This is a genomic window from Enterococcus canintestini, from assembly GCF_001885735.1.
GTDB classification, from domain to species: Bacteria; Bacillota; Bacilli; order Lactobacillales; family Enterococcaceae; genus Enterococcus_C; species Enterococcus_C canintestini.
On record NZ_JXKG01000001.1, the window covers coordinates 112,785 to 131,791 of the forward strand.

At 36.9% G+C, this 19,007-nt stretch carries 21 protein-coding genes; 19 read left to right on the forward strand and 2 right to left on the reverse strand.

What is annotated here, in order from left to right; all coding sequences use genetic code 11:
- Window positions 1–140: 140 nt before the first annotated feature.
- From RU96_RS00560 to recN, 18 genes are all read left to right on the forward strand, one after another.
- Complete coding sequence (locus RU96_RS00560; protein WP_071863602.1) at window positions 141–2,990, forward strand: sigma-54-dependent transcriptional regulator; 2,850 nt, start codon at window positions 141–143, stop codon at window positions 2,988–2,990.
- 229 nt (window positions 2,991–3,219) lie between these two features.
- Window positions 3,220–3,711, forward strand: a complete 492-nt coding sequence (locus tag RU96_RS00565; protein ID WP_180708274.1) for a PTS sugar transporter subunit IIB — start codon at window positions 3,220–3,222, stop codon at window positions 3,709–3,711.
- Between the two features lie 87 nt (window positions 3,712–3,798).
- Entirely contained in the window at window positions 3,799–4,791 is a 993-nt protein-coding gene (locus RU96_RS00570; protein ID WP_071863604.1) for a mannose/fructose/sorbose PTS transporter subunit IIB, read from the forward strand.
- A 24-nt stretch (window positions 4,792–4,815) separates the two neighbouring features.
- Complete coding sequence (locus RU96_RS00575; RefSeq protein WP_071863605.1) at window positions 4,816–5,622, forward strand: PTS mannose/fructose/sorbose transporter subunit IIC; 807 nt, start codon at window positions 4,816–4,818, stop codon at window positions 5,620–5,622.
- Between the two features lie 22 nt (window positions 5,623–5,644).
- Entirely contained in the window at window positions 5,645–6,556 is a 912-nt protein-coding gene (locus tag RU96_RS00580) for a PTS system mannose/fructose/sorbose family transporter subunit IID (protein ID WP_071863777.1), read from the forward strand.
- 108 nt (window positions 6,557–6,664) lie between these two features.
- Window positions 6,665–7,054 (forward strand): DUF956 family protein, encoded by a 390-nt coding sequence (locus RU96_RS00585; protein ID WP_071863606.1) that lies wholly within the window; start codon window positions 6,665–6,667, stop codon window positions 7,052–7,054.
- Window positions 7,055–7,168: 114 nt separating this feature from the next.
- Entirely contained in the window at window positions 7,169–7,405 is a 237-nt protein-coding gene (locus tag RU96_RS00590) for a GlsB/YeaQ/YmgE family stress response membrane protein (RefSeq protein WP_071863607.1), read from the forward strand.
- A 191-nt stretch (window positions 7,406–7,596) separates the two neighbouring features.
- Window positions 7,597–8,664, forward strand: a complete 1,068-nt coding sequence (locus tag RU96_RS00595; RefSeq protein WP_084035438.1) for a M24 family metallopeptidase — start codon at window positions 7,597–7,599, stop codon at window positions 8,662–8,664.
- A 327-nt stretch (window positions 8,665–8,991) separates the two neighbouring features.
- Window positions 8,992–9,549 carry an elongation factor P gene (efp, locus tag RU96_RS00600; RefSeq protein ID WP_071863608.1) on the forward strand — a complete coding sequence of 186 codons (558 nt, stop codon included), beginning with the start codon at window positions 8,992–8,994 and terminating at the stop codon, window positions 9,547–9,549.
- 26 nt (window positions 9,550–9,575) lie between these two features.
- Complete coding sequence (locus tag RU96_RS00605) at window positions 9,576–9,998, forward strand: Asp23/Gls24 family envelope stress response protein (RefSeq protein ID WP_071863609.1); 423 nt, start codon at window positions 9,576–9,578, stop codon at window positions 9,996–9,998.
- Window positions 9,991–10,440, forward strand: coding sequence for a transcription antitermination factor NusB (gene nusB / locus RU96_RS00610; RefSeq protein WP_071863610.1), 450 nt, complete (start codon window positions 9,991–9,993; stop codon window positions 10,438–10,440). Before RU96_RS00605 ends, nusB begins: the two co-directional genes overlap by 8 nt.
- Window positions 10,441–10,591: 151 nt before the next feature.
- Complete coding sequence (locus RU96_RS00615; RefSeq protein ID WP_071863611.1) at window positions 10,592–11,449, forward strand: bifunctional methylenetetrahydrofolate dehydrogenase/methenyltetrahydrofolate cyclohydrolase; 858 nt, start codon at window positions 10,592–10,594, stop codon at window positions 11,447–11,449.
- The gene (xseA, locus tag RU96_RS00620) at window positions 11,450–12,787 is read left to right on the forward strand and encodes an exodeoxyribonuclease VII large subunit (protein ID WP_071863612.1); all 1,338 of its coding nucleotides are present in this window, start codon (window positions 11,450–11,452) and stop codon (window positions 12,785–12,787) included.
- 67 nt (window positions 12,788–12,854) lie between these two features.
- Window positions 12,855–13,076, forward strand: a complete 222-nt coding sequence (locus tag RU96_RS00625; RefSeq protein WP_071863613.1) for an exodeoxyribonuclease VII small subunit — start codon at window positions 12,855–12,857, stop codon at window positions 13,074–13,076.
- Complete coding sequence (locus tag RU96_RS00630; RefSeq protein ID WP_071863614.1) at window positions 13,073–13,969, forward strand: polyprenyl synthetase family protein; 897 nt, start codon at window positions 13,073–13,075, stop codon at window positions 13,967–13,969. Before RU96_RS00625 ends, RU96_RS00630 begins: the two co-directional genes overlap by 4 nt.
- Window positions 13,970–14,785 (forward strand): TlyA family RNA methyltransferase, encoded by an 816-nt coding sequence (locus RU96_RS00635; RefSeq protein WP_071863615.1) that lies wholly within the window; start codon window positions 13,970–13,972, stop codon window positions 14,783–14,785.
- Window positions 14,786–15,065: 280 nt separating this feature from the next.
- Window positions 15,066–15,515, forward strand: coding sequence for an arginine repressor (gene argR / locus RU96_RS00640; protein ID WP_071863616.1), 450 nt, complete (start codon window positions 15,066–15,068; stop codon window positions 15,513–15,515).
- Window positions 15,516–15,533: 18 nt separating this feature from the next.
- On the forward strand, window positions 15,534–17,210 hold the full coding sequence (gene recN / locus RU96_RS00645) for a DNA repair protein RecN (protein WP_071863617.1): 1,677 nt from the start codon (window positions 15,534–15,536) through the stop codon (window positions 17,208–17,210).
- A 63-nt stretch (window positions 17,211–17,273) separates the two neighbouring features.
- Here recN and RU96_RS00650 read toward each other — a convergent pair whose 3' ends face one another.
- Both RU96_RS00650 and RU96_RS00655 read right to left on the reverse strand, forming a co-directional pair.
- On the reverse strand, window positions 17,274–17,390 hold the full coding sequence (locus RU96_RS00650; RefSeq protein WP_071863618.1) for a DUF4044 domain-containing protein: 117 nt from the start codon (window positions 17,388–17,390) through the stop codon (window positions 17,274–17,276).
- Window positions 17,391–17,468: 78 nt separating this feature from the next.
- Complete coding sequence (locus RU96_RS00655; protein ID WP_071863619.1) at window positions 17,469–18,422, reverse strand: magnesium transporter CorA family protein; 954 nt, start codon at window positions 18,420–18,422, stop codon at window positions 17,469–17,471.
- Window positions 18,423–18,595: 173 nt separating this feature from the next.
- On the opposite strand from RU96_RS00655, the gene RU96_RS00660 reads away from it, so the two are divergent.
- Window positions 18,596–18,964 (forward strand): DUF3397 domain-containing protein, encoded by a 369-nt coding sequence (locus RU96_RS00660; RefSeq protein ID WP_071863620.1) that lies wholly within the window; start codon window positions 18,596–18,598, stop codon window positions 18,962–18,964.
- Window positions 18,965–19,007: the final 43 nt, after the last annotated feature.

A 19,007-nucleotide genomic window follows, 5' to 3' on the forward strand; every position in this document is an offset into this window, starting at 1 on the left:
ACAATTTATCGGTAATAGTAGAAAAGCCATTGGAGTAATGAAATATTCTTCAATGGCTTTTTAGTTTGCGCTTTAATCGAAAAAAGTTATAATGAAACAATACAGATGATACACTAGCGCAAATAAGGTGAGGAGACGCAATGACAAAGAGAATTGAACGTGTTTATCAGTTTGTTGCCAGCAATGATCAGTTTCAAACCGGGCTCACCACAAATGATGTGGCAGAAGGACTTATGTTGCAACGTACGAATGTTAGTAAAGATTTGAACAAATTGGTGCGGGCAGAACGCTTAATTAAAATTGATGGCCGACCTGTTCGTTACGCTGTTTCTGAAAAGGCAGAGCTTCAAATGGATAGTTCAACGCAAAAGCCATATCCTAAAAAAGAGCACGTAAAAAGTTATAAAGAAAATCCCTCCGCTAGACAAAAAAATAATGGCTCACAAGAATTTCTTCGCGGGGATATTTTTTCACGTATTATCGGTTCGAATGGTAGTATGAAAAATGCAGTCGAGCAGGCCAAAGCTGCAATTTTATATCCGCCTAAAGGGTTAAATTGTTTGATTACCGGACCGACTGGATCGGGTAAAACTTATTTCGCTCACGCGATGTTTCGATTTGCGGTAACAAGTCAAGTTATTGATGAAGAAAACGAATTAATTGTTTTTAATTGTGCCGACTATGCTAATAACCCAGAATTGCTGATGAGCCATTTATTTGGCTATGTGAAAGGGGCGTTTACTGGGGCGGAGCAAGATAAAACAGGTATTATTGATCAAGCTGATGGGGGGATGCTTTTTTTAGATGAAATTCATCGCTTACCTCCTGAAGGTCAGGAAATGGTTTTTTATTTTATGGATCATGGTACTTTTTCTCGTTTAGGAGAAAGTAGTAAAAATCATAGAGCTGACGTTCGCATTGTGGGAGCCACAACAGAAGATCCGAGTTCTTCTTTACTGGATACTTTTGTTAGACGAATTCCAATTAACATTCAATTGCCCGCTTTTGATCAGCGTCCTGCTAGTGAAAAAGTTGATTTGGTAAAAGTGATGGTAGCCCAAGAAGCAGGTCGGATTGATCGACAAATTTCATTATCTGAAGATGTGGTAAAGGCCTTAATTGGCAGCGTCAGCTACGGGAATATTGGCCAGTTAAAGTCAAACGTCCAACTTGTTTGTGCCCGGGGCTTTTTAAACCACATGAACAGTGAAGAAATGAATATCACAATTGACGACTTACCAGAAGGCATACGGTCGGGATTGTTACTATTAGCTAATAAAAGAGAAGCGTTAAATGAGCTCTCAAAAGTTTTAGATCCCAAGATTGTAATTACACCGAATGATCAGATGATTTTGATTCAACAAGATACTTATGAATTGCCTTATAATTTATATGATATTATCGGTGATAAAGCTGCGCTATTAAAAGCAGACGGATTAGACCAAAAGACGATTAACCATTTTATCTCAACAGATATCAATGTCCATTTAAAATCCTTTTATAAAAATCATGGCTTTGCTTTTAATGCAGATAATAAATTAGCGGAGTTTGTTGATCAAAAAGTAATTGATACAACAAATCGCATTTATGATATGGTACGGGAAAAATTAGGTTATGCTTTTCAACAAAATTTTGTTTACGCCATGAGTCTGCACATTAGTTCTTTTTTGAAAAAATTGGAACACGGTGAAGAGCGCAGTACTAACGATAATATTCGTCAGATGGTGGCAGGATTTCCGGCGGAGTTTCAAATTGCCCGCAAAATTCGCTACTATATTAGTGAAAGTTTTGCAGTAGAAATTCCTGAGAGTGAAGATTATTACCTAGCTGTACTACTAATTTCTTTAAGGGCCAACCAAAAAGATGGCAAAATTGGTGTGGTGGTGGCGGCTCACGGTAACAGTACCGCAACTAGTATGGTGGAAGTAGTAACGCAATTATTAGATATTGATCAAGTGCAAGCTGTCGATATGCCCCTTGATATGCCCCCGAAAGTTGCTTTAGAAAAAGTAAGCCGGGCTGTCATGGATGTAGATGACGGTTCTGGTGTGATGTTGCTTGTGGATATGGGCTCATTGGCGACTTTTGGCAATGAGATTACTCAAAATACTGGTGTTGAGGTGCGGACTATTGATATGGTGACGACGGCTGTTGTTTTAGAAACTGTCCGTAAAGCGTCAGTACTGGGGACCGATTTAGACAGCTTGTATGATGCGTTACACAAATTCAATGGCTATACTTTAAAAGAACAAAATAATAGTGAGGCCAATAAAAAACCAACTGCTATTTTAGCAGTCTGCGCTTCTGGTGAAGGAACTGCCCAGCGGATTAAAGAAATTATCGAACGTTCCTTAATCGGAGAACAAAAACAACTCCAAGTTATTACGCAATCAGTTGTCACCTTACCAGAACACTTACAAAAAATCCAAGCAGAGTATGATTTGCTAGCTACAACAGGGATTGTTGATCCTAAAATCAGTGCTCCTTTTATTCCATTGGATCGTTTTATTAACCAAGATGTCAAAGCAATTTTAAATCGTCTATTATTAGATCATGACCAGTTGATTACTTATCCAGAAGAAGCGATGCAAGCAAGTAAAGCAGTTGATTTGATTAATCATTTTATTCGTGAAAACTTTACCTTTATTAATGGTGATAAATTGGCGCAACCAATCTGGGATTTTGTCACGAATTTAGTTGAAGATGTCGGTTTAAGCGATCATGAATTTGGTTTAGAAATTAACTTGGCTTTACATACTGCGGGGATATTAGAGCGTGTTTTATTAAAGCAGCCACTAGCTGTCACTACAGCTGAGGCTAATCAATTAATAACTGAACCTCTTTACGATCAAGTGCACAATCATATTCAATCCTTTGGACGTATGTTGCGCTTGAATATCCCCTCGGCTGAGGAATATTATGTTTTAGAAGTGATTAAAACACGAGTGGCAGAAGCTGACAAGAAAATTGTATCTTCAGAAGAAATCTAAATGACACACAAAAAGCGATACACAATAATACAGTGTATCGCTTTTTGTGTGTCGAAAAATTCATAAATAATTCTTTATAATTAAGGATTTGCAAAATTGTGTATCGTTTTTAGAGTTGGCACACATCTTGCTTATATATAAATGACACAGGAGGTGAAATACTCTGAAGTGAGCAGAGTTTAAAATTTTTGCTGCTCAGTTTTGTTAAGTAGGAGGGTTACTTATGAGCATTGATATTCGCTTAGCGCGCATTGATGATCGTCTGATTCACGGACAAGTCGCAACAGCTTGGTCAAAACAGACCGGGATTGAACGCATTTTAGTCGTCTCAGATGAAGTGGCCCAGGATCAATTACGTCGTTTTTTGTTGCAAGAAGCATCTCCGCCTGGAATTAAATCAAATGTCATTAGCGTAGAAAAAATGATTACGCTTTATCATGAAGATTTATTGGCCGGGCAAAAAGTCATGTTGTTGTTCACCGATCCACATGCAGTCGCACGTTTGGTACAAGGTGGCGTTAAATTGACTTCGATTAACATCGGGGGCATGCGTTTTACTGTAGGCAAGAAAATGTTGACAAACTTTGTTTCTTTAGATCAAGAAGATGTTGAAGCTTTTGAATACTTGGCAAAACAAGGCATTGAATTAGAGCTTCGTAAAGTTCCGGCCGATCGCAAAGTCTACTTAATGGAATTGTTGGAAAAGGAAAATTTTGTCTAGTTGGTTTTAATCGTCGCCCTTTATAGAAATTATTTATTCATACTTTAGACGATTATTAAAACAAAAATGTTAATAGGAGGTATACAGATGGTAGGAATTATCCTGGCTAGTCATGGAGAATTCGCAGAAGGCATCTTGCAATCCGGTGCAATGATTTTCGGAGAACAAGAAAACGTTAAAGCAGTAACGTTAATGCCTAGTGAAGGACCTGATGATGTAAGAGCCAAAATGGAAGAAGCGATCAAGTCTTTTGATGATCAAGATGAAGTATTATTCTTGGTCGATCTTTGGGGCGGTACACCATTCAACCAAGCGAATAACTTGTTTGAAGCGCACAAAGACAAATGGGCAATTGTCGCTGGCATGAACTTGCCGATGGTTATTGAAGCGTATGCATCACGTTTTTCAATGAACTCTGCACAAGAAATTGCAGCTCATATCATTGAAACAGCAAAAGAAGGTGTGCGGATTAAACCAGAAGAATTGGAACCAAAAACAACTGCACCAGTTGCAGCTGGAGCTGCACAACCGACAGGGGCTATCCCTCCAGGAACAGTTTTAGGTGATGGTCATATCAAATTTGTTCTAGCACGTATTGACTCTCGTTTATTACATGGTCAAGTTGCGACTGCTTGGACTAAAGCAGTTGGTCCTAATCGTATTATCGTAGTTTCTGATGCAGTAGCTAAAGATGATTTGCGTAAAAAATTAATTGAACAAGCTGCTCCTCCAGGTGTTAAAGCTAATGTTATTCCAATCGCTAAAATGATTGAAGTAGCCAAAGATCCACGTTTTGGTAATACAAAAGCTTTGTTGTTATTTGAAAACCCTGAAGATTTATTGAAAGCTGTTGAAGGTGGCGTTGATATTAAAGAAGTTAACGTTGGTTCAATGGCCCATTCAGTTGGTAAAGTTCTTGTTAACAAAGTGTTGTCAATGAACGAAGAAGATGTTAAAACTTTCGAAGCACTAAAAGACAAAGGCATTACTTTTGATGTACGTAAAGTACCAAGCAATTCAAAAGAAAACTTTGACGAATTGTTGAAGAAAGCAAAAACTGAATTGGCAAATGCCAATTAGACATAAGAAAGAGGAGGCTTAATCATGCACGATTTAAACATAATCCAAATGATTTTAGTGGTCATCGTAGCTTTCTTAGCTGGTATGGAAGGTATTTTGGACCAATGGCAATTCCACCAACCACTAGTAGCATGTACGTTGATCGGTTTAGTAACTGGTAACTTAGAAGTCGGAATCATCTTAGGTGGTTCATTACAAATGATCGCCCTAGGTTGGGCAAATATTGGTGCCGCAGTTGCACCCGATGCTGCATTAGCAGCTGTCGCATCTGCAATTATTTTAGTTTTAGGTGGGCAAGGTAGAGCAGGGGTTTCATCTGCTGTTGCCGTTGCTATCCCATTAGCTGTTGCTGGTTTATTCTTAACGATGATTGCACGTACTTTAGCTGTGCCAATTATCCACATTATGGATAGTGCCGCTGAAGAAGGCAACTATCGTAAAATTGAAATCTGGCAATGGATTGCAATTTGCATGCAAGGTTTACGTATTGCAATTCCTGCCGCAGCTTTACTATTGATTCCTGCTGACACTGTTCGTAATTTCTTAGAATCTATGCCAGCTTGGTTAACAGATGGTATGGCTATCGGTGGTGGTATGGTTGTAGCCGTAGGTTATGCAATGGTTATTAACATGATGGCAACACGCGAAGTTTGGCCATTCTTTGCCATTGGTTTTGTTGTGGCTGCAATTTCAGAATTAACATTAATCGCATTAGGTGCATTAGCTATTTCTATCGCTTTAATTTACCTACACTTAGAAGAAACAGGTGGTTCAGGTAACGGCGGCAGCAATACTGGTGACCCATTAGGCGATATTTTGAATGACTATTAATCTTGAAGGAGGAGAACAAACAATGGCTGAAAAAATTCAATTAACAAAAGCAGACCGTAGAAGTGTCATGTTCCGCTCAATGTTCCTTCAAGGTTCATGGAACTATGAACGTATGCAAAACGGTGGTTGGGCTTATGCAATGATCCCAGCAATCAAAAAATTATATACTACTAAAGAAGATCGTGCGGCAGCTTTAAAACGCCACTTGGAATTCTTTAATACACACCCATATTTAGCAGCTCCAGTATTAGGGGTTACATTAGCCCTTGAAGAAGAACGTGCCAATGGTGCACCTGTTGATGATGTAGCAATTCAAGGGGTTAAAGTTGGTATGATGGGACCTTTAGCCGGTGTTGGTGACCCAGTATTCTGGTTTACTGTACGTCCGATGTTAGGTGCGCTAGGTGCTTCACTTGCAATGAGTGGCAGTATCATGGGTCCATTATTATTCTTCTTTGCTTGGAATATTATCCGTATTGCATTCTTATGGTACACACAAGAATTTGGTTACCAAGCAGGTTCTAAAATTACAGATGACCTATCTGGCGGTTTATTACAAAAAGTTACTAAAGGTGCTTCTATCTTAGGGATGTTCGTTTTAGGTTCATTGGTACAACGTTGGGTAAGTGTTAAATTTACACCGGTTGTCTCAGAAGTTCAATTAGACGACAAAGCATACATCCACTGGGATAAATTACCTGATGGTTGGGAAGGTATCAAAGAAGCCTTCAGTCAAGTAGGTGCTGGTCTTTCTCAAACACCAACAAAAGTTACAACATTACAAGATAACTTGGATCAATTGATTCCAGGCCTTGCTGGTTTATTACTAACATTACTTTGCATGTGGTTATTGAAGAAAAAAGTTTCTCCAATCGTTATCATCATTGGCTTGTTTATTGTCGGTGTTGGTTTACACGTATTACACATCATGTAATTGGATTTTTTACAAGTGCTCAGGGACTTTTCCCTGAGCTTTTATTTTACATTGAGGACAAATGTTAGCTATAATACTTAATAAATATCCATGAATGGAGTGTCAGTAATGGTTCAGTCTTTAAATACGAAGGTCGATTTAACCATTGATGCAACGTCTTATTTAGGCATCGGTGAATATGGTAAAATTATGGTCGGGGATAAGGCCTTTGAATTTTATAATGATCGCGATATTAATAAATTTATTCAGATCCCTTGGGAAGAAGTGGATTTTGTCGTAGCTTCTGTTTATTTAAAAGGTAAGTGGATTCCCCGCTATGCTATTCAAACAAAGAAAAATGGGATTTATTCGTTTTCCTCAAAGCAACCAAAAAAAGTGTTGCGGGCGATAGGCAATTATGTTCCAGCTGATCATCTTGTGCGTTCATTAACCTTTTTCCAAGTTGTTAAACGTGGTTTAAAGGGATGGAAAACGAAATTAACGAAAAAGAACCAATAACCGTGAAGGCTTATGCTTTTATGGTTATTTTTTTTGATTACATATTTTTATTATTTTTTTGAAATGTGTTACCATAAATTGAAGTAAAATAGTAAAGAATAAGAGGTGGGAAATATGCTTTGGACATTAATCGTAGGTGCTATTATTGGTGCGATTGCTGGTGGCATTACCGGTGAAAAAAGAGGTTGTTTGTTTAATATTATTGCTGGTTTAGCAGGAGCTTCTGTGGGGCAGGCTTTGTTTGGTGATATGGGACCTCATGTGGCTGGAATGGCTGTAATCCCTGCAATTTTAGGCGCGGTTATTATTGTTGCTGTCGTTTCATTTTTCTTTGGAAAAACGAAGCAGTAAGATACAATTTAGAAAAATTTTGTTTTGCTTATTATCGTTTTGTTAATTCTTTGTATTGGCCAAATTTATATTGCGGCTAACACAAAGAATTTTTTTATGGTAGCTATGATAATATTGTCGCAATCTTTTTTATTTTGTGGCTTATTTGCTATAATGAATAAGGAAATGCAAAAGAAAGAAGGAATTTAATGATGATGTTACGTGTAGAAAAACTGCGACAAGCAATGCGTAAAGAACAAGTGGATGGTTTTTTAATAACAAGTCCATATAATTTGCGTTACTTAACTAATTTTACTGGCACGACTGGTTTAGCTGTAATTACTTTAGATAAAGCTTTTTTTGTAACAGACTTTCGGTATACAGAACAAGCAGCAGCTCAAGCACCAGATTTTGAAATAGTTAAAAACGTAGGACCAATTTTTGATGAAGTAGCAAAAATTTGTGCAGACGAAAATATTAATGCACTTGCTTTTGAAGAAGATTTTGTCAGTTTTTCTGAGTACTCCATTTTAGAAGAAATTATTGAAGAAACGCCATTAGTGCCAATTCACGGTATGATTGAAGAATTAAGAGAAGTAAAAGACGAAAATGAAATTGCAACAATTAAAAGAGCTTGTCAGATTGCCGACCAAGGTTTTGAGCATGTGCTGAAATTTATTCGTCCAGGCATGACTGAAATCGAAGTGGCTAATCAATTAGATTTTTATATGCGTTCTTTAGGAGCTACTAGCGTTTCTTTTGATACAATTGTGGCAAGTGGCTTACGTTCTGCGATGCCTCATGGTGTGGCAAGTGAAAAAGTAATTGAACAAGGAGACTTGATTACATTAGACTTTGGTTGTTACTATGATGGCTATGTATCAGATATGACGAGAACGTTTGCTATTGGCGATCCTGGTACAAAATTAAAAGAGATTTATCAAATCGTTTTAGAGGCTCAATTAAAAGTGATTGAAGCAGCACAGCCTGGTTTAACAGGAATTCAATTGGATGCTATTGCCAGAGATCACATTGCAGCAGCGGGATATGGGGAAGCTTTTGGCCACTCAACTGGACATGGAATTGGTTTAGAAATTCATGAAGGACCGAATGTTTCCTTTAGAGCCGATAAGCAATTTGTAGTCAATAATGTCATTACCGATGAACCGGGCATTTATTTACCTGGTATTGGTGGCGTTCGGATTGAGGATGATTTGTTAATTACATCTGAAGGTAATGAAGTCCTAACCAAATCACCGAAAGAATTGATTATTTTATAGAAATTATGACCGCGCTACGAAAGGATGTAGCGCGGTTTTTTTATGGTAAAGAAGTAGTGATTTTTGCAATAAATAACTGTAATACTTTTAGAAACGAATTCATAGTATCTTTGAGGTGGAATATAAAAATTTTGAGGAACAATTTATTAAAATTGAATCTTATTACTTGAGAGTCAAAGGAGTCTGTGTTGCATTTTGTGTATGAGTCGTCTTTGCTATTTGAAAAATGGGTTTTTATAGCCTTTGTTTTAAAATAATGATAAACTATTAACGAATATGCAGGATTTTTTTATAGCCTTTTGGTAATTGTAAATAAGGAGGATAGCCATGATCTCAGTGAATGATTTTAAAACGGGTTTAACAATTGAAGTTGATGGTGATATTTGGCGCGTGGTCGATTTTCAACACGTGAAACCTGGTAAAGGCGCTGCGTTTGTTCGTTCAAAACTTAAAAATTTACGAACAGGTGCTGTTCAGGAAAAAACTTTCCGTGCCGGTGAAAAAGTTGCCAAAGCACAAATCGACAATCGTAAAATGCAATATTTGTACGAAAGTGGCGATAGTCATGTCTTTATGGATTTAGACACTTACGAACAAATTGAAATTCCGACAGAACAGATTAAAGATGAACTAAAATATATGTTGGAAAATATGGAAGTAACAGTTATCATGTATGGTTCAGAGATCTTAGGGGTCGATTTACCAAATACTGTCGTTTTAGAAGTTGCTGAAACAGAACCAAATATCAAAGGAGATACTTCTTCTGGTGGTTCAAAACCTGCAACAATGGAGACCGGTGTTACGGTAAATGTACCGTTTTTTGTTAATCAAGGAGATAAATTAATCATCAATACAACTGATGGTTCCTATGTTTCTCGCGCATAATTGTAATTAGACTGGAGGAAGTCATTGTGGCTGACGAAAAGAATTTAATACTAGATACAAATCAAGATTTAGGTGAAATTGTCATCGCTCCTGAAGTGATTGAAGTAATTATTGGAATTGCCGCTTCCAAAGTTGACGGTGTTTATGACATGCAAGGAAGTTTTACGAGTAATGTAACAGAATTACTCGGGCGTTCCAATCACGGCAAAGGGGTATCTTTAACCATTGCAGAAGATGGAATTAAGGTTGACCTTTACTGCTACATGAAGTATGGTATTTCTGTACCTAAAACGGCTATGGAAATTCAAGAACGTGTCAAACAACAAGTCTTGTTTATGACAGATGTTGAATTAGCAGAAGTAAATGTCCATGTGGTGGCAGTGGTACCTGAAAAAGTTGAAACACCAGATTTAGATGAATTATTTGAAAATGAGGAAGAAAATGAGTAAAGAATTGTCTCGACACGAGATTCGAAAAATGGCACTACAAGCATTGTTTCCCCTTGATTTTAATCAAGATTTGGACAAAAAAGATGCCATTATGCAAGCAATTGAGTTAGAACACCACGAAATGGTGGATGAAGAACAAGAAAATTTTGTACCGGCGTATTTGGATAAATTAGTGGCTGGAGTTTGTGAACATAAGGCTGATTTAGACGAATTGATTCAAAAACACTTGAAAAAAGGCTGGAGTATTAAACGTCTTTCTAAAATGGATTTGTGTATTTTACGTATTGCCAGTTATGAAATGATGTATGAAGCAGACGTGCCTAATAAAGTGGCATTAAACGAAGCTTTAGAGTTAACAAAAACTTTTAGTGACGATCAATCACGTAAGTTTGTTAACGGTGTTTTATCAGCAATTAACACCGATTTAACCAAGGAAGCATAAGAATTGTCTAGAACTTGGAGCAGTTAAGAATATTATTCTTAGCTGCTTTTTTGTTTGATTGCCAAATTTTCAGTAAAATTATCTGCTGAACTTTCACAACAAAACCTCCCTGTGCTAGAATAAGGCTAAATGAATGAAAGAGGCGATTTTCATGGCCCAAATATTAGATGGAAAAAAATTAGCAGCTACAATGCAAGCAAAAATGCAAACTGAAGTAGCAGCTATAAAAGAAAAAGATGGTACTGTACCTGGACTGGTTGTCATCTTAGTAGGAGAAGACCCAGCGAGTCAAATTTATGTGCGCAATAAAGAAGTCGCTGCCAGCAAAATGGGCATCTATTCTAAAGTAGATCGTCGTCCTGAAACAATTACAGAAGCTGAATTGTTAGCTTTAATTGAAAAGTATAATCAAGATGAGCAGTTTCATGGAATTTTGGTTCAACTGCCTCTGCCAGCTCACATTGACGAAGAAAAAGTAATTTTAGCAATTGATCCCAAAAAAGATGTTGATGGTTTTCACCCTTTAAATATTGGTCGCTTATTTACAGGTGATCCAGTAATGATTCCATGTACCCCTTATGGCATTATGAAACTTTTAGCAGCTTATGATATTTCAGTGGCCGGCAAAAACGCTGTGGTAATCGGTCGGAGTAATATTGTCGGAAAACCAATGGCACATCTTTTATTACAAGAAAATGCAACTGTGACAATTGCACATTCTAAAACACAAAACTTACCTGAAATTGCCAAAAAAGCAGATATTTTAGTTGCCGCAGTCGGTGTAGGACATTTAGTAGATGAAAGTTACGTTAAAGAAGGTGCGGTTGTAATCGACGTGGGGATGAACCGTGACGCAAATAATAAATTAATCGGTGATGTTGATTTTGAGGCTGTCAAACCAATAGCCGATTTTATTACACCTGTTCCAGGCGGTGTAGGTCCGATGACCATTACCATGTTACTTTATCAAACCATTAAAGCGTATCGTTTACAGAAATCAGGTGTTTAAATGGCCCAAGAGTATCTGACAGTTACTGCTTTAACCAAATATTTAAAACGCAAATTTGATGCGGATCCCTATTTAGAAAAGGTTTATTTGACTGGTGAAATTTCTAATTTTCGTTTGCGACCTAATCATCAATATTTTTCTTTAAAAGACGATGGAGCTAAAATTTCGGCTGTAATGTTCAAAGGTGCGTTTAGTAAATTGAAGTTTCAACCAGAAGAAGGAATGAAAGTTTTTGTCGTTGGCCGCATTTCATTATATGAAGCCAGTGGCAATTATCAAATTTATGTCGAGCAAATGGAACCAGATGGCATTGGGGCTTTATATCAGGCTTACGAACAATTAAAAGCAAAGTTGGACAAAGAAGGTTTATTTTTAGCGCCTAAAAAAAACTTACCCAAATACCCTAAAAAAATTGCGGTTTTAACCAGTCCTAGTGGTGCTGTGATTCGAGATATTATGACAACGGTGAAAAGACGGTATCCTATTGCGGAAATTACTTTATTTCCTACCATCGTACAAGGAGACAAAGCAGCAGGAGATGTCGTTACTAATATTGCTCGCGTAGAAGCCATTGGGGATTTTGATACAATGATTATTGGACGTGGTGGTGGTTCAATTGAAGATTTATGGCCATTTAACGAAGAGAAAGTTGCTCGTGCTATTTTTGCGGCAAAGACGCCAATTATATCATCGGTGGGACATGAAACAGATACTACTATCGCAGATTTAGTAGCCGATGTTCGGGCGGCAACACCTACTGCCGCAGCTGAGTTAGCAGTTCCGGTTTTAAGTGATGAAATTTTAAAAATTAAAGAAAAACAAACACGATTAGAACAGGCCTTTATGCATCAATTGGCTTTAAAAAAAGAGCGCTATGAACGCTTAAGTGCATCTTATGTTCTGCGACAGCCGGAACGACTTTATGAAGCCCAATCTATAAAGTTAGATCAATTAACCAAACGTCTGTTGCAAAGCACACAAAACCGACTTTTTGAAGAAGAAAGAAAAGTGATGCAATTAAATCACAATTTAAGGCAATTTAATCCTAAAAATAGGGTGAATGAATTAAAACAACAACAGAATTATTTACAAGAACGCTTAGAAAAAAGCATGAAGCAGCTTTTCCAACAAAAACAGCAATCTTTTCAAAATATCGTCCAATCTTTAGATTTACTCAGTCCTTTAAAAATTATGGGCAGAGGCTATAGTTATACGACTAAAGAAGAAAAGGTAATCAAAAGTGTAGAAGAAATTGCACCTAGTGATCAATTAGTTATTCATTACCAAGATGGTCAGGTAGAAGCTGCGGTAACAAAAATCACGTCTGAAGAAAAGTAAGCTGTGAACAAATCATAAGTTTAAGATTTTCACTTTAAATAATCAGATGAGTAAAATGGAGGAAACAATGGCTAAACAAACATTTGAAGAATCACTACAAGAACTAGAAGCAATTGTAAAGCAACTAGAACAAGGCGATGTCCCTTTAGAAGAGGCATTAGCAGCTTTTAAAAAAGGTATTACGTTGAGTAAACAATGCCAAGAAACATTGACTAAAGCAGAAGATGCTTTGACCAAAATTATGCAAGAAAATGGCGAGGCTGTTGTCTTTGAAGAGGAAGAAAAATGAGTTTATTGACTGAATTTAAACAAATTCATCTCACAAAAGTTGAAGCAGAAATGCGCCAATTTTTGCGACAACAGACCACAGATGAAACATTATTAGAAAGTATGCTTTATTCCATTGATGCCGGGGGAAAACGCTTGCGTCCGTTGTTACTACTTGCTACAATGGCCGGTTTTAATCAGAAGATTACATTAGGTGCCTATCAAACCGCTGCGGCCTTGGAAATGATTCATACTTATTCGTTAATTCATGACGATTTACCGGCAATGGATAACGATGAATTACGCCGTGGCATACCAACGAATCATATCAAATTTGGGGCGGGAATGGCCACATTAGCAGGCGACGGTTTATTGACTGAAGCTTTTCATTTATTAAGTAGAGCAGAATTATCTACTGAGCTACGGTTATTGTTGTTACAAAATTTAGCTAAAGCAAGTGGTACAGTCGGGATGGTTGCCGGCCAGGCAGCAGATGTTCAAGGGGAAGGGAAGTTGTTGAGCCTAGAGGAAATGGCCTTCGTTCATCAGCGTAAAACCGGCGCTTTGTTCACATTTGCTTTAACTGCTGGTGGCTTGTTAGCAGAACAAGAAGAAAGTGTAGTTGATTTATTACAAACTTTAGCGCAACATTTGGGCCTTGCCTTTCAAATTCGCGATGATCTCCTTGATGTTACCGCCACAAAAGACGAGTTAGGCAAAAACGTCGGGCATGATGCTACATTAAATAAAAGTACCTACCCAGCTTTATTAGGTGTTGCAAAAAGTTCACAATTATTAGCTGCTGAATTGGCTGCAACAAAGGACTGTCTTAAAACATTACAAATGACTTCATTGGTCAAACCGGAATTATTAATGTCTTTAATCGAAGAATTGACTTTGGAGGTGCAAGCGTAAATGAAAAAAGAACGAGTGGATGTTTTAGCGCACCAACAAGGTTTATTTGAAACTAGAGAACAGGCCAAAAGAGGGGTTATGGCTGGCTTAGTTTACTTGGCAAAAAATAGTGAGCGTTTAGATAAGCCTGGTGAGAAAATTCCTATAGATTCACTGTTGGAGTTAAAAGGTGCCAAACTACCGTACGTTTCACGAGGTGGATTAAAATTAGAGAAAGCCTTGCAAGTTTTTCACTTAACTATGCAAGATAAAATTTTATTGGATATAGGTGCTTCAACTGGTGGGTTCACCGACGTAGCTTTACAAAATGGTGCAAAGCTAAGTTATGCTTTAGATGTGGGCTATAATCAATTAGCCTGGAAATTACGCCAAGATCCGCGCGTGATTGTAATGGAAAGGACGAATTTTCGTTATAGCCAACCAGCGGATTTCACTGAAGGACTACCGCAAATTGCCACGATTGACGTTTCATTTATCTCTTTAAGTCTAATTTTGCCGCCATTGGCAAAGATTTTAGTTGAAGACGGTGATGTCATGGCACTTATTAAACCACAATTTGAAGCAGGAAAAGAAGCAGTAGGAAAACATGGAATTGTCAGAGATCCCAAAGTTCACCAAAATGTGTTGGAAAAAACGTTAGCCATGGCTTTAGCAAATGGCTTTTCTGTAATAGGGCTCGATTATTCTCCAATTAAAGGTGGTGAGGGGAATATTGAATTTATTACCCATTTACAAAAAAGCAATATGCCTCTAATTGCCCCTGAGATTGATATTACCGCTGTTGTAACAGCAGCCCATGAACAATTAAAGCAATAATCTTTTGAAAAAAATATCACCAAACAGGTGCTATATTGAAAATGCTAGTAATTTTTACTAGCATGCGTGATAGTAATTGCTTCAATACAGCGACTGTTTGGTTTTTTCTTTTCTTAGGTCAACTTAACTGTCAAATTTTAGTTTTGTGTTGCCTTTATTTATACGGAAAAATACGTTATTATTAATAAGAATTCAAAGTAAAATAATTTTTGAGGAAAAGGCGTGTCAATTGGAGGTAGTTTCAATTACTGCGGCTTTATTTTATGTGAAGGAGCAAGCTATGAGAAAAAAAGAGCGTCATCGTTTGATTACCCGCTTGTTGACAGAAAAAAATATTCAAAAACAAGAAGACTTTGTCGAGTTATTAAAAAGTCGGGGCGTGGTGGTTACCCAAGCGACAATTTCTCGGGATATTAAAGAGTTGAAATTGATTAAAGTTCCCTCCCAAGAAGGCGGTTATCGTTACAGCTTACCGGCTGAAACGGCAGAAGATGTAGGGGTAAAATTAGAAAAAATGTTAAAAGATGCCTTTGTTTCTGTTGATCAAATGGAGAAATTCGTGGTGTTAAAAACATTGCCAGGTAATGCTTCTGCGATTGCTAATTTAATTGAAAAAAGATTTCAAGAAAGCTTATTTTCAGTTTTAAATGATGATGATACCGTTTTAATGATTACGCGGACAGAAACAGCAGCGCAAGACTTACGACAAGAATTTTTACGCTTTTTATAAAAGCAGGAGTTGAGGCAGATGTTAGTAGAATTAGGAATTAAGAATTTTGCCATTATTTCCAGTTTGCGTCTCCAATTTCATAAAGGTATGACGGCGTTAACCGGAGAAACCGGGGCTGGTAAGTCAATTATTATTGATGCAATGGGGCTTTTATGTGGGAGTCGTGGCTCGGCTGACTATATTCGTGAAGGTGCGACCAAATGTAGTTTAGAAGGTTTATTCGAATTGCCAAATGACCGTGCGTTTCATGAGGTTTTAAGTGAGCTGGGGATTGAAACAGAAGACGAGTTGTTAATCGTCCAGCGGGATATTAGCCAAAGTGGTAAAAATATTTGTCGGGTCAACGGCCGGACATTAACTCTAGCTAATTTGCGACGAATTGGAGCTTTTTTAGTTGATATTCAAGGTCAAAATGAGCACCAAGAGCTACTACAACCTGAGCGGCATTTGCATTTATTGGATCAATTTGGAGGTAAAAAATTTCAAGGATTATTAGAAAAATACCGCCAAGCTTTTGAAACGTATCAGCATTTAAAACAACAAATGCGAAAAATTCAAGCCAATGAGCAATCATATGTCCAGCGGATGGATATGTTACATTTTCAACAAGATGAAATTGCTAGTGCCAATCTTTTGCCAAATGAAGAAGAAGAGCTAGTAGAGGAACGGGAAAAACTCGGTAATTACCAAAAAATTGTCGATAGTTTAGCCCAGAGTTATGCCCTTTTAACCAATGATGAAGGCAACAGTTTAGATGGTGTAGGCGCAGCTTTAACCAGCATGCAAGATATTGCACATTTAGATAGTGAGTATGAAACGATTAGTGAAAATTTACAATCAGCTTTTTATTTGTTGCAAGAGGCAGCAGGCGATATTTCGCGCCAATTTGATAGTTTAGCCTTTGATGAGGGGCGTCTAGAAGAAGTAAACCAGCGCTTAGAGTTAATTCGGCAATTAAAACGTAAATATGGCGAAACAGTTCCAGAAATTTTAGCCTATCATGAAGAGATCACAAAAGAATTAACGGAATCTGCTTATACAGAAGGGCAGTTGGAACATTTAGAAAAAGAGGTCAAAGAGCAAGAAGAAGTAACGTGGAATTTAGCAGAACAGCTCCACCTAGAGCGAAAAAAAATTGCCCATAAACTTTCCCAAGCAATCGTCACAGAGCTAAAGGAATTGTATATGGAACACAGTCAATTTGAAGTACGCTTTTTGAATGGAAAAAAAATACTCCAAGAAGCTGGATTTGATGAAGTGGAATTTTACTTAACTACTAATCCAGGGGAACCGTTAAAACCACTAGTTAAAGTTGCTTCTGGCGGAGAGTTATCCCGAATGTTATTGGCATTAAAAACGATATTTTCGCAAAATCAAGGAATTACAAGTATTGTTTTTGATGAGGTAGATACTGGTGTAAGTGGCAGAGTGGCACAAGCAATTGCTGAAAAAATTGCTAAAATTGCTGAAAATTCTCAAGTTTTGTGTATTACCCATTTACCTCAAGTAGCGGCAATTGCTGATTACCAATACTATATTAAAAAAGAAATTCACGACGGACGGACGCAAACTATCGTCTCAGAACTTCCTCAAAATAAACGGGTTAACGAAATAGCCCGGATGTTGGCAGGTTCTGAAGTGACAGAGTTAACACTAGAACACGCCAAAGAATTATTAGCAATGGCTGGACATTAATAATTAAAAAATAGCCCGGAAAAAGCAAATGCTTTTCCCGGGCTATTTTTAATAGTATAGATTTTACATGACACTTAAAATAGCTGTTAAAAAGACAGAACCGACAGTCAAAATCAACATAGTCCAAATTACAACTTTAGTTACTTTACTAAAAGTGCTGCTGGATTTTTTTTCGTTCATAAAGGCCACCCTTACATAAATTCTTCTCTTGGAGTTTACTCTTATTTTTCATGCACTTCAAGTTAATTGCTGTAAAATTCACAAAAGATTCCTCTTTTTTAAATATTTAATTGCCACGTAACAAATAATTATGGTTAACCCTGTAATTAGTAAAAAAGCATTATCCGATTCTGCGAAGGGAAGTTTAACATTCATCCCATATATTCCCCCAATAATAGTAGGAATAGTTAAAACAATTGTTAAAGAAGTCAATATCTTCATGACAATGTTCAAATTATTTGACACAATAGCAGAAAAAGTTTCATTCATTTGGCTAACCAATTGCAAATTAATTTTAGCAGAGGTCATCGATTGTTTTGTTTCCACCAATATATCGTGTAAATGATTATGATAAGCATGGTGATCTTGAAATTCAGTCGTGTTGGCCAATTTAGTTAAGGTTTTAAAATTAGCTTTTGTCGCTGCTTCAAATAAAACAAGACTTTTTTGAATATCCATCAATTGATATAAATGCTTATTTTCAGTAGAAACTTGTATTTGGCCTTCTAATTTATCGACTTGATGCCTTAAATCGGCTAAATCGTGGTTGTAAGTCAAAGCCAAGTGCCAAAGAATCTGTAACACCAGATTCAATTTACTACTCATATCGTTTTTAGGTAACGGCTTTTCCAAAATATCTTTAAAAAACGGCATATGATAATTACAAACTGTAATGAGTTTTTTATCCGGAGTAATAATTAACGCCAAAGGATAAGTATTAAATTGTAAATAGCCACTTGGACTGGTCGAAACATAAGGAAACTGTAATAATAGCAAAACGGGAATCCGAAAGTTTTCTTGATTTAGTCCTTCTGCGCGGGCATTTTCATCGTCATCTAAGACACTTGTTAAATAATCTTTTGGTAGTTCATATTTTTGTGAAAGAAAGTCTATTTCATTGGGTGACGGTTTTTCGACATGAAGCCAAAGTGACTCTTTAACGTCTTTTGTTGGAGTTAATTGATTATCTTCAAGAAAATAATGCGTAATCATGTAGTCACATCCTTTATGAAACATTATAATAGAAAAACGGTGGGATTTCTTTTGAAAGGCTATAAAAACTTAAGAAAAACTTAGGTGACTGCAAGAATTTTTAAAAGAACTGCAACACTGATGTAAAGAAAATCAAGTATAGTTACCCTAGCGGTATGGAGAGGAAATGAAAAATGGAAAAGTTTACACCGTTATTAGCATTTTGGTACATTTTTCCGGTAATTGTTTTGGTTGCCTGCAACTTTCTTGTGACCACTTTTGCTTTAACGAAACGTTTTAAAATAAAAGCCCCAGATTTAGCGGTTCCTTTGCTGTTTTTAGGAATCAATCAAGTATCTCAAGCTACTTTTGCTTTTTCTGCATTGCCGTATTTTATTATCGGATTATTAATTTTAGGAATTGGTTTAGCGATTTTCCATGCTTATTTTTATGGCGAGTTAGCTTATGGCCGTTACTTGAAAATGTTTTGGCGGCTAGTTTTCTTATTGACGATGGTATTTTATGTTTTCATCGTCGTGTTGAGTTTATGGTATTTTCTGTAACTTTTTTGTGATTTTTAGCTGAAATGAATTTGTTATTAATTCT